Here is a 12,366-nt window from a genome sequence, read left to right as displayed (position 1 = left end):
ATCATTATTTTTTATGTGACCAGCACTAAGTTACTAGCCAACAAAGTGGCCACCGTCAAATCAGCACTTGTTCCTGGATTAATTTTTCTTGCTTTAAGGGATGTATCCCACACAAGTAACTGCTTCTGCATTAACTTAGGGTTGTTCGTAGCCCAATAACTAGACTCAATTTCTTTAGCCTCCTGCATCAAACTTTTAGCAACTTCTATACCATGTTTACGCTGCACATGTGTGTCAGCATAGTTAGTCAAAAACCCCAAATACAATGCTGTTGTTGCCCAAGCTACATTCTCCCATTTAAGTAAGGCATCTGCGTATAAATTAACGCCAAAACTCACAACATCTTGAAACGCATTTGCATATTGCCAAGAAATGCGGTCTTTATCTTGTGCTGAACACATCATTTCAAGCAGACTAATTTGTGGTGCTTCATGCACATCATGTTGATCAGATGTACCCAAACCACCTGGATTAGCTAACACGATTGCTCTAGCAACGAGTGCTGCATCATCTACAGTCAATTGTCTCAATGTGATATCCAACTGATTCCATAAAGCCTGCCCAGCTTGCAAATTAAAGGCTGTATGTATTAGCGGCGCACACAGCAAAAGCATACCCAAATTAGTATTTTGCCCAACTGCATTCTTCGTAGCCTCTACCGAGTAGAACACTCGCTCACCTACTGAAAAGCCAGGACGAGTGATGGGCTCAGCGGTCACTTCAGCACTTTGAATAAAGTCCTGAATCGTCATACCGTGTCCATCTGCAAATGCGTGCACGTTACCTGGCTTCAATGCCTGCAACTCAGCCATACATGCATTTTTATAGGCGAGTGCTAATTGTTGTTGTGTTAATTTATTTGTCATGATTGGATTTGCGATGGTTTAATTTGCAATAGCTCAGTGCATTCACTTAAAGTTTCTGCAAGAAATCATCGACTAGCACTTCAGCAATATTAAAATCAGTCACACTTTGAAGGCCACGCCAAGCTGGAATACTATTCACCTCTAGCACATAATACTCGCCAGTCACGGCTTGAATCACATCGACACCGCAATAATCTATATCAACGGCCTTCGCTGCTTTTAAGGCAATCTCTATCATTGCATCATTGGCTTTTACCGCCTCACAACGCCCACCAGCAGCAACGTTGTTGACAAACCCACTACCTAGTCTGCGCATGGTTGAAATCACTCTACCAGCCACTACAAATACACGGTAATCATGTGGTGTATCAGCTGTTTCGATAAACTCTTGGAAGTAATACACACCATCCACATATTGCTGCATCGGCACAGGCAAGGACTCATGGGCATCAAGTTTACGCACACCTTGCCCTTGAGATCCAAACAGCGGCTTTAATACTAAGTCCTGATGATTTTTCTGGGCTTGCTCCCGAACTACTTCTGCTTGCGACCTTGACTCACAAGCCCACGTAGCGGGCGTCATTACCTGATGCTCACGTAACAAAAAGCTTGTCATGGCTTTATCAACCGTACGCTCAATAGCTCGCACTTGATTGTAAATGCGAACCCCTTGCATCGTAAGCATATGCAGCACATTTAAGCGAGTGATAACCTGCGGTAATGTACCGCCGGCTACACCGCGCACAAATGCAGCTTGTGGGTTGGCATTAAAGTATGGAATCTCGATATGTGGGGCTTGTTGCGCTAAATTAATCACGCAATCCTGCAGAGATACGAATGTGGTTTCAACACCCTGTTTTGCGAATGCAAGCTTGAGCTGGTTGCCCTGCCAACCAGCGTCATCGGTAAAAATAGGTATTTTCAAAGGACTATTAACTAAAGGTTAAACAAATTCAGGGCTTAAGTTAAATCGACGTGCTTAACGAAATGACAAATTAATTAAATCTGCATTTAACTGACCAGCCTCAAACACGTTACCTGTATCAATGTTAGTAACAGCCACTTTAGCTGGGCTAAATAACATTGGGTCAATTTTGTAAAAATCCATATCATAGAATTTGAATACTTCAGCAAACGTTTTGCCATAGTCTTTAGAAGCGCTACTTGGTAAATCTTGCGCCAATTTAGCTGCTGCTGCATCATCGCCCTTCACTTGCAGGCTTACAAAACCGCCAAACAAAATAGCATCGTTAGTGCGACCCATGCCAGTCATAAAGTCATTGGCCACTGGCGGCAATACAGCTAGACCCGTGCCGCTAACAATATTCTCAAGTGGGAAATGTAAAGTATGTGCCTTATGTAAGGCTACCTCTAATACTCGACCTACAATCTGTACTACACCTGCCACACTGGTTGTTGGCGTTAAAATAATAGTCAATTGTTCCGCAGACATTTTTGTGTCGCGCAAGATTTTTTCAATCACTTCAACTGGCGGAACTTTATCCGTTTCCAGCACGATACAAGTGCTAGTGCCGCTATCTACGTAGGCCAGCTCTTTAAATAAATCTTCACGCTGTGCTAATGCACGCGCTGGACCTGAGCCTAATGAAAAGAACTTCTCATGGCTAAGCGCCCAACCTGCGTATTGACTAGCCAAGCAAGCATATACAGGCTGTGCTGAACTCACGACAATTGCGTCGTGCCAATCAGCAAAGCGGTCATCCGCCTGCAAACGCACCTCGCCTAAGCCACCCATGCAAATTTCAGCAATTATACGGCCAGCCTCAGCACAGCCTGGAAACTGGATGCCAGCATCAATGATGGTACAACCAGAAGCGTGTTGAGATACACCAACGTGCAAAGTCTCTGCTTGCTCGATTAGCCTTTTTACCAATGGCGCACTAAGCTGATTAACACTAGGCGCTGTCGCCGATGTTTGAGTTGAAGAGGTATTTTGCATTTTTTTCCTTTGCACTACTCACTAGCCCCGTAGTAGAGAGGTTTGTTTAATGAGTAGATTGTAATAAGTTTTTAATCTGCTGCACTCTAGCCAGCACTTCTTTTTTTGCTGCAACTGCATTATCTGCGTACGCAAGCACACTGCAAACTGGAGCACCAGCTACAATCTTTAACGGTGTAGCCAGTTGAATGGGCGTATCCGTCACCCAACTTGGCCAAACCATTTCTGTATTTAACGTTACATCAATATCGGCATACACAATAGCATGCGCTTTAGATACTGCCACATCATCCTGCAGTTCGTGCGCATCAGACAATCGCCCATGCACACACGCCTGTATATGTCGCTCAAATAAAACGCCGTCATTACTATATAAATTAACCGTTGCGCTTAGCCTCGGGTTAATTTCTAACACAGACGCCTGCTCCGTACCTGCGCTTGTTTGATGCACAATCGCATCCAAACTATTTAAACCTAACAGACCAAATGCAACGGTTAACTGTTTAGCCGCATCTAATAACTGTTGCTGTACATTTACAGATAGCGCAGCATAACTGGCTGCACCGCCATAGCGAAACGGCATATGCGCACTGGCACAAACCCACTGCTCATTAAAGCCCACCGCCTCAATATCACTGCCATTAGCTATAAACAAGAGCGAAACTGGCACGCCTTCAAGCCTGCGTTGAAAGTAATGCTGTTCTAACCAGTGATTCTGTATCGACGCTGCAGGCTTTATATGCACACCACCGCTACCGCCAGAAAACTTATGCACATACAAACTCAAATCGACATCAGCAGGTAACTGCTCAATTGTCTCAGGATGCTTAATATTTAGTTTTTGCATGGTTGCAAAAAACACGCTTAAATCTTTGGTGGCAGCCAAAGTAGCAGAAGAGTTGCCAATCACGGGAACTAACGCCGCCACTTTTTTGAGCAAATCTGGCTGCGCTTCAAACCCGCTTCCGTACACAAACCCTGCAAACTGGTTTAGCCGTAATGCGCCACTATCTAAACGCTCATTGTCTAAGCTATGGAGTGTTTGCAGCAGGTCTTCTGCATCAAACCCAAGGTCATCATATTTTACTATCAGCGCAGCTTCTGCCAATGCTACGGTTTGCGCATCGGAAAATGCATCAATCGCTACAACCCTGTAGCCCGCATTGACCGCAGCCTCAACATAAGACCGCGCTGATAAAGCGATGATTAAGAGTGAACTTTTAATAGATCACGTGCCAATTTGAATGCAGCTGAGAATTCCAAATATTTTGGTTTTTCAAACGGTTGGTCTGTTGGTAGCATTTGTTTAAGCAATTGGTGTTGCGTGTTGTATTTCAACTGACCAACAGCAATTGCGCCAATGCCGTAAATGTTAGTACCTTCAATTTTCACGCCATCATCACTTACATTCACGCCTTCCACGCCAAGTGGCGCAACGGCATTAACGTCAGCAACCACTTTTAGGTTTTTAGCAAGTGCCAACTGCGCTTTGCTAATTACTTGAATACCAGCAGCTGCTGAACAGATTACAATATCAGACTGTGCAAGAATCTCTTCTTTTTTAGCCTCAGTTGTACCGTCAACCACTTTCATACTCACTTGGTATTTTTCATTCCAAACAGCAGCCTTAGGCTCGACAGAAGCCACTGAACTATGCGCGACCATTTGCACATTAGCGCCTTGCTGCGCTGCAATAATTGATGCACAGCTTCCAACTGGGCCGGTAGAGCCAAACACGCTTAATGTTTTGCCAGTTAAGCTCTCACCAAAGTTTTCTTTAAGGTGTGCTTCTACTTTTGCAATCATCGCTGCTGCAGTAGTAAACGCACCTGATGGGTCAGCAAATGCTGAACAAGCAAAAGGTGCGAACATTGCTTTTTTAGCAGCAGTTAGCATATCCATCGCCAAATCAATATCGCGACCACCGATAAAAATACCTTCACGTTTAACACCAGATAGCCCGCGTGAGAAAATTGCATCTTGCGTTAAACCCGTTACCTCTGAAAGTTCAACATTGGTATACGGCACAATTTTATCAAAGCCAGCGTCAAAGGCCATGTTGACATCGAACGGACTTGCGTTCTTAGCGGCCGTGAATACATGCAAAATGCTAGCTTTTTCCATTGTTACTTTCCTTAAATGTAGTTTGTTTGTATTAATTTTTAAACCTAACCAATGTAAAATTTATACGGTTACGTCGAATTTATTGAATTTTGCACCATGATTGCATGCACTGCAAATTTTCCATGAAAGTGCATGGTCGGTAAAGCTTGTTTTTAACTGTTGCAAATGCAGTTCTGCTTCATGTTGGTTGGCAAATATAGCAAAACCTGTCGGCCCCCAAGAACTCTGCCCAAAACACGGCGCTCCCATCGTCTCAAGACGTTCAAGCACAGCACTCACCAACCGGCTCGCGTAGCGTCCTCCCTGCACGGGCAGAAAGTAGTCCCCTACATGCTGCTGTAACACCTGAATACTTTGCCCGAAAGCTATTAAATCTTGTTCCACTAGTGCCGGCATCGCCTGCATCAATACGTGCCTACATAAATGCGCTGCCAGACTTTCTGAAAATACAGGCAATTCATTAAAAGCAATCCTCTCTCGCTCACCATGAATGCCAGGCTCACTTGTATCAAAGATTAACAATATAGCCCACTCTTCAGGAAAATCATATCTTGCCAACATCGGCGGCGGGGTTGCATGCGTAGCAGATACCACACGACCACCATCAATCAATAAACCTCCATAATCAAAAGCAGAGATACCAACACCAGAACGCCTACCGCGTCCTGTTAATGCTGCAAGCTGCATTGTATTTAGATTAAGCTGGTATAAATAATTAATCACAGCACCAGTCGCTAGCGCCATTTGAGTACCAGAACCTAAACCAGAATGCTCAGGCACAGATTCACTAATACTGATGTCGACAGCTCCTGATACATTCATCGTATCTAAAATCTGGCGTGCGACTTTGTAGACTCTTGCAGTGACAGACGCCGGCACAGCGTCAGCCGCTGATACATTAAGCAATTTAGATGATTTCGCACTTAACACCAAATTAGGCTCGGCAAGACTTAAGCCAATACTGCCAAACTTACGGCCTAAGCCACCATGTAAATCAAAAAAACCCATGTGCAAACGGCCACTGGTTGACACTTCAATGCTAGCAGCCATTGAAAATTCCTACCAAAATGACTTTAGTAAGACCGCCATTAGTGACGTCGTTTTGTACTCTGTAACATTGCATAGTGATTGTATTAATGATGATAATTTGGTTTCTTGCCATATTTTAGCTTAGCCTAGGCAATTTTCATAATTCTCAACATGATGTTCCAACGCTTTAGGGTTAACCCACATTTAAAAAACCAAAGATTTTATTCAATGTGTAGTTTTTCAGGTGACAACCCCAACATAATTAGGCAAAATAAGGGATTACTAAAATAATCTAACGCATTTCATCTCCCTTCTGTTCAAAAGGCTCTTCCAACGGAATGAATTAAGTCTTAAATGAAGCGCGAGTATAAAGTTAGAAAATTAATCATTTGTTAGAAACATCTAAGGAACTATCATGTCAGCCCACGTTATTCCATTTGAAAATTTACGCAACGTAGACGTCCCTTCAGTCGGCGGTAAGAATGCATCGTTAGGCGAAATGATTTCTCAGCTAACTGCAAAAGGTGTAAGGGTCCCTACTGGCTTTGCGACTACTGCAGATGCATATCGTGAATTTTTAGCTCAAAATGGCTTGGATGCCAAAATCAATGCTGAACTTGATAAATTAAACGTCGATGACACACAGGCGCTTGCCATATGTGGTAAACAAGTGCGCGAGTGGATCATGGCAGCACCATTCCCTGCTGCATTAGAAAAAGCAATTGCTGAAAACTATGAAATTCTGACTGCTAAATCAGGTAACGGCGCTACATTTGCCGTTCGTTCATCAGCAACCGCAGAAGATCTGCCAGACGCATCATTTGCTGGCCAACAAGAATCATTCTTAAACATCCAAGGTTTGGATAACATCTTGCACGCAATTAAAGAGGTGTTTGCTTCTTTATATAACGACCGTGCGATTTCATACCGTGTACACAAAGGCTTTGTGCACGCGGATGTTGCACTTTCAGCTGGTGTACAACAAATGGTGCGTAGTGACATTGGCTGTGCTGGCGTGATGTTTACAATTGACACTGAATCTGGCTTTAAAGATGTAGTGTTTATCACATCATCTTACGGCCTAGGCGAAACCGTAGTACAGGGCGCTGTGAACCCTGATGAGTTCTATGTACACAAACCAACATTAGCACAAGGAAAACCTTCAATCGTGCGCCGTACTATGGGCTCTAAGTTGATTAAAATGGTATTCAGTGATGCAACGCGTGCTGGAAAAAGTACACACACGATTGACGTGGACCCAACTGATAGCGATCGTTATTCATTATCAAATGAAGACGTGTTAGAGCTTGCACGTTATGCAATGACGATTGAACAACATTACGGCTGTCCAATGGACATCGAATGGGGTAAAAATGGCGTAGACAACAAGCTTTACATCTTGCAAGCACGTCCTGAAACCGTAAAATCACAAGAAGCAGTGAACAACGTGACAGAGACATTCAAACTTAACAAACATAGCGAGAAACCATTAGTGGTAGGCCGTGCTGTTACGCAAAAAGTAGGCGTAGGCCCTGTGCGTATCGTGCTGGACCCCGCAGATATGCACTTAGTGCAACCAGGTGACGTATTAGTTGCTGACATGACAGACCCTAACTGGGAACCAGTGATGAAACGCGCGAGCGCTTTAGTGACTAACCGTGGCGGTCGTACCTGTCACGCAGCGATTATCGCGCGTGAGTTAGGTATTCCAGCAATTGTTGGTGCGGTTAACGCTACTGATGTATTACGTGAAGGTGAAATCGTTACCGTATCATGCGCTGAAGGTGAATCAGGCTTTGTGTACCACGGTGAGATTGAATATGACGTAAACACACAAGCGGCTGCAGCACTCAAACCAGCGCCATGTAAAATCATGATGAACGTTGGCAACCCAGACATGGCGTTCAGCTTTGCCAAAACACCAAATGACGGCGTAGGCTTAGCCCGCTTAGAGTTTGTGATTAACAACATGGTTGGTATCCATCCAAAAGCCATTTTAAACATGGATGCAATGCCAAGTGCGATTCAAACAACGATTAAAAACCGCTCACGTGGTTATGCTTCACCTAAACAATTCTATATCGACAAAGTAGCTGAAGGTGTTGCAACCATCGCGGCTGCGTTCTACCCGAAACCAGTCATTGTACGTACATCAGATTTTAAATCTAATGAGTACAAAAAATTAGTGGGTGGCGAGATTTACGAACCAGATGAAGAAAATCCAATGATTGGCTTCCGCGGTGCAGCACGTTACATGGCAGAAGACTTCAAAGAGTGCTTTGCAATGGAGTGTGTCGCCATGAAAAAAGTACGTGATGAAATGGGCCTCACTAACGTTGAGTTAATGATTCCTTTCGTTCGCACTATTGCTGAAGCAAAAGCAGTGACTGAGATCATGGCTGCGAATGGCCTTAAACGTGGTGAAAATGGTTTGCGCCTGATCATGATGTGCGAGATTCCATCGAATGCATTACTGGCAGAGCAGTTCCTAGCTTACTTCGACGGCTTCTCAATTGGCTCTAATGACTTAACACAGTTAACTTTAGGTATGGATCGTGACTCAGGCATCCTTGCAGATGGCTTTGATGAACGTAACGATGCAGTAAAAGTATTACTGAAAATGGCCATCAGCACTTGCAACCGTTTAGGCAAATATGTAGGTATTTGTGGTCAAGGGCCATCAGATCACCCTGACTTTGCAGAATGGTTAGTAGATGAAGGTATTAAATCTATTTCACTTAACCCTGATACAGTCGTGGCAACTTGGCAGCTTCTTACCAAAAACAAAAGCTAGTCAATATGGATAAACTGTCATGATCAATCGTACCGCATTCTTCATTTCGGACGGCACTGGTATTACGGCAGGCGCTTTAGGTAAGTTGCTAGAGCACTTTCCTAGCACTCACTTTAAGCAAGTGCGCCTCCCATTTACCAATACGCTAGAGAAGATAAAACTAGCGCAAGAGGCAATTGCGCAAGCAACCGAAGAAGATGGCGGTCGACCAGTAGTGATTATGACATTAGGCGACATTGCTTTGCGTAATACGTTAAAGCAATGTAACGCTTACTTTATCGACCTGTTCAATACGTTTATTGACCCGCTAGGCTTAGAGTTGGATCAAAAACCGCTTACCGGCGCCGGTATTGCCCATAGTGTCATGGGCAGTAGCTACAATGAGCGCATGGAGGCGATTAACTTTACGCTTAACCATGATGACGGCATGACCAACAATGGTTTGGAAGAAGCCGAAGTGATACTAGTAGGTGTATCACGCTGCGGAAAAACGCCAACCAGCGTTTATCTTGCCATGCAGTTTGGGGTTAAGGCAGCAAACTACCCGCTCATCCCTGAAGACTTTGAGCGTGGCACATTGCCTGCAGTACTACATAAACACTTAGGTAAGATTTTTGGGTTAACCATCAAGGCCGAACGGCTTCATGCTGTGCGTAATGAACGTAGAGCTGGAAGCTTTTATGCCTCATTGGATAATTGTCGCCAAGAGATTGCAACCGCTGAAAATTTGATGCGCACAGCAGGAATCACCTGGGCAGACTCTACTAGTCGCTCTGTCGAAGAGCTCTCAGCGATTATTCTGGAAAAAATGAGACATCCAGCAATTAGCAAGTAATAGGTAAGCTGCTGAACATAAAATAAAAAAGGTGCGATTAGCACCTTTTTTACATTCCCAATAGCAAAATAACTATTTCAAACCTGATTTGATTTTACTCACAATTTCTGCTGCGTTAGGTTTTACGTCACTACTAAACGCATAAACATCATTACCACCTGGCAAAATGACATATTTAAAGAAATTCCAACTTGGTGACTGCCCTGTTTTTGCGATTAACTGCTTATAAAATGGGTTAGCGGTTTTACCACTCACAGAAGATTTAGTGATCATGGGGAATTTAACTGAGTACGTTAACTTACAAAAATCACCAATCTGCTTATCATCGCTTAACTCTTGTTTGAAATCATTTGATGGGAAGCCAATCACCAGCAAACCATGATCTTTGTATTGGCTATATAAGCCTTCTAGCGCTTCAAATTGCGGTGTAAATCCACACTTACTTGCTGTATTGACCACCAAAATTGGTTTGGTTTGATAATCACATAAATTAATCTTCTCACCTTGTAAGGTTGAAAATTGATGATTGTATATTCCAGAGCAAGCAGCATCTGCCATATTAGCCACCGATAAAAGAATTACTGAAATTAGTACTGATAGACTTACTTTTGAAGCATTCGTTAATAAGCGCATTTCTACTCAACTTAGTATATCAATAATATAGATGATGCTATGACTAAGCGCTCAGCATAAAATTCAATCCACCATCATTAATGTTTAAGATATTGCACCACAGCCACACCTAGCGCCGCCATCAATAGCGCCCCGAACATGTGAGTAAACGTATGCAAAGCCGCCAAATGGTACTCATGCCGATGTAATAAAGATAAACTTTCTCCGGTAAACGCAGAAAATGTAGTGAGCCCGCCTAAAAAACCAGTGGTGATAAATAATCGTAAACTTGGCGTATCCAACCCACCAAGACCAATCAAACCCATAACAACCCCCATAAACAGTCCGCCACTTAGGTTGGCAATTAAAGTGCCAAGCGGCAGATTCGGCAAAATTGCATTAAATGCAATCCCTAAACCCCATCGACTCCAAGCGCCTAATGCGGCACCTAAGCCAACTGCCAGTGTATTTGTAAAATTTATCGCGGAATTCATATTCTTAAACCCAGATTAGTATCGCCGTATAGTAAAATCTTCTAATAAATTTAGCCAATACTAGAATAAACATAAGAACTTTAGCGAGAAAATCATGGCAATGAAAGTGTTATTTGTGAGCTCCGAAGTTTTTCCACTGATTAAAACAGGTGGATTAGCTGATGTTAGCGGCTCTCTGCCCAATGCGTTGCAAGGGCTAGGCGTAGATATTCGTATACTGATCCCAGGCTACCCTGCAGTATTGAAATCATTACAAAACCTAAAAACAGTGGCAGTCATCGACCAACTACCACACATTGGCGATGCAGAGCTACAGCTTGGCACGATAGCGGATACACAAGTCACTGTGTTGGTGATTAAAGCACCTGATATCTATGAACGAGATGGCGGCCCTTACTCAGACACACAGGGACAGGAATGGCAGGACAACCCCATCCGCTTTGGCGTGCTGTCAAAGGTTGCAGCAATTTTAGCAAGCGATCATTCCCCGATTAGCGACTGGCATCCGGATATTGTGCATTGCAATGATTGGCAAACTGGGCTGACCCCTGCCTATATGAAGCTGACTGAACACGCCCACGCTAAATCAGTCATCAGTTTGCATAATATGGCATTTCAAGGCTGCTACCCACCACATTGGGTAACAAGTTTAGGCTTACCTAGCGCTGGGTTCAGTATCGAGGGCTTTGAATATCACAACCAATTATCATTCTTGAAAGCTGGGATATTCTATGCGGATGGAATATCAACCGTTAGCCCACGTTATGCTCAAGAAATACAAACCGTCGCTTTTGGTTTTGGCTTAGAAGGTCTACTCAGTAAACGGGGCGATGAAATTAAAGGCATTTTGAATGGGATTGAAACAGACGAGTGGAATCCGGAAACAGATCAGCATTTAATCAAAAACTACAGTGCAACCAAGCTAGCTGGCAAGAAGCAGGTTAAAAAGGCCCTGCAGCAAAAACTTGGACTCGACATCGATGCTAACGCACCATTATTGGGCGTAGTAAGCCGTCTGACGCATCAAAAAGGTCTAGATATGCTATTGCCCCATCTGCAAAAGCTGATTAACCAAGGCTGCCAATTTGCATTACTGGGTGGTGGTGAAACCGACTTGGAATCAGCTTTTCTAGAGATTGCAGCTAAAAACCCACATCGCGTCAGCGCTACGATTGGCTACAACGAGCCTTTATCTCACCAGATTATGGCTGGCAGTGATATGTTTATTATGCCGTCACGTTTTGAGCCTTGTGGCTTGAATCAGCTGTATGGGCTAGCTTACGGCACACCGCCTATCGTTAATGCGACTGGAGGCCTTGCAGACTCGATTATCGATGCTAATGCAGCCCATTTAGAAAACAATACTGCCAATGGTTTTGTGATGGTGGAAGCAAGTACGGATGGTTTAATTGCAAGCATCCATCGAGCCTTGGATATGTTCATCAACAGCCCCAAAGTTTGGAAGCAATTACAAAAGAACGGAATGTCTCAGAATTTGAGTTGGGATAAAAGCGCACAAGAATACTTAGCTTTATATCAATCACTCATTTAAAACCACGCAAAAAAACAAGGGGATGAAAGTTGGCATGCTTGATGCTTATATAAAATCAAGCTTACATATTTCTCCTAAGCCGATTTTCTCCCCTTTGGGC

At 43.6% G+C, this 12,366-nt stretch carries 11 protein-coding genes; 3 read left to right on the top strand and 8 right to left on the bottom strand.

The genetic code is table 11. The features are described from left to right. Positions 1 to 11: 11 nt before the first annotated feature. The 6 genes from FG24_RS09065 to FG24_RS09040 form a co-directional block, all read right to left on the bottom strand. Positions 12 to 866, bottom strand: coding sequence for a triphosphoribosyl-dephospho-CoA synthase (locus FG24_RS09065; protein WP_036302731.1), 855 nt, complete (start codon positions 864 to 866; stop codon positions 12 to 14). A 46-nt stretch (positions 867 to 912) separates the two neighbouring features. Further along, positions 913 to 1,791, bottom strand: coding sequence for an ATP-grasp domain-containing protein (locus FG24_RS09060; RefSeq protein ID WP_036302729.1), 879 nt, complete (start codon positions 1,789 to 1,791; stop codon positions 913 to 915). A 54-nt stretch (positions 1,792 to 1,845) separates the two neighbouring features. Next, positions 1,846 to 2,826, bottom strand: a complete 981-nt coding sequence (gene mch, locus FG24_RS09055; protein WP_036302727.1) for a methenyltetrahydromethanopterin cyclohydrolase — start codon at positions 2,824 to 2,826, stop codon at positions 1,846 to 1,848. A gap of 46 nt (positions 2,827 to 2,872) precedes the next feature. Continuing rightward, entirely contained in the window at positions 2,873 to 3,934 is a 1,062-nt protein-coding gene (locus FG24_RS09050; RefSeq protein ID WP_235189749.1) for an ATP-grasp domain-containing protein, read from the bottom strand. Positions 3,935 to 4,032: 98 nt separating this feature from the next. Continuing rightward, positions 4,033 to 4,950 carry an NAD(P)-dependent methylenetetrahydromethanopterin dehydrogenase gene (locus FG24_RS09045; RefSeq protein ID WP_036302723.1) on the bottom strand — a complete coding sequence of 306 codons (918 nt, stop codon included), beginning with the start codon at positions 4,948 to 4,950 and terminating at the stop codon, positions 4,033 to 4,035. A gap of 60 nt (positions 4,951 to 5,010) precedes the next feature. After that, the gene (locus FG24_RS09040; RefSeq protein WP_036302721.1) at positions 5,011 to 6,000 is read right to left on the bottom strand and encodes a beta-ribofuranosylaminobenzene 5'-phosphate synthase family protein; all 990 of its coding nucleotides are present in this window, start codon (positions 5,998 to 6,000) and stop codon (positions 5,011 to 5,013) included. Between the two features lie 394 nt (positions 6,001 to 6,394). Between FG24_RS09040 and ppsA the strand changes: the two genes are divergently transcribed. Further along, positions 6,395 to 8,773, top strand: coding sequence for a phosphoenolpyruvate synthase (gene ppsA, locus FG24_RS09035; RefSeq protein WP_081880970.1), 2,379 nt, complete (start codon positions 6,395 to 6,397; stop codon positions 8,771 to 8,773). Between the two features lie 19 nt (positions 8,774 to 8,792). Next, positions 8,793 to 9,608, top strand: a complete 816-nt coding sequence (locus FG24_RS09030) for a pyruvate, water dikinase regulatory protein (protein WP_036302719.1) — start codon at positions 8,793 to 8,795, stop codon at positions 9,606 to 9,608. A 72-nt stretch (positions 9,609 to 9,680) separates the two neighbouring features. Here the strand turns inward: FG24_RS09030 and FG24_RS09025 are convergent, their stop codons facing one another. Further along, complete coding sequence (locus FG24_RS09025) at positions 9,681 to 10,166, bottom strand: glutathione peroxidase (protein ID WP_369797032.1); 486 nt, start codon at positions 10,164 to 10,166, stop codon at positions 9,681 to 9,683. 152 nt (positions 10,167 to 10,318) lie between these two features. Further along, the gene (locus FG24_RS09020; RefSeq protein ID WP_036302717.1) at positions 10,319 to 10,714 is read right to left on the bottom strand and encodes a fluoride efflux transporter CrcB; all 396 of its coding nucleotides are present in this window, start codon (positions 10,712 to 10,714) and stop codon (positions 10,319 to 10,321) included. A 94-nt stretch (positions 10,715 to 10,808) separates the two neighbouring features. On the opposite strand from FG24_RS09020, the gene glgA reads away from it, so the two are divergent. Then, a complete protein-coding gene (glgA, locus tag FG24_RS09015) occupies positions 10,809 to 12,266 on the top strand; it encodes a glycogen synthase GlgA (protein WP_200876886.1) in 1,458 nt (485 codons plus the stop codon). Positions 12,267 to 12,366: the final 100 nt, after the last annotated feature.

Source organism: Methylotenera sp. L2L1, assembly GCF_000744605.1.
Lineage (GTDB): Bacteria > Pseudomonadota > Gammaproteobacteria > Burkholderiales > Methylophilaceae > Methylotenera.
The sequence above is the reverse complement of the archived record's forward strand: the minus strand, read 5'-3'. Positions and strand labels throughout refer to the sequence as shown.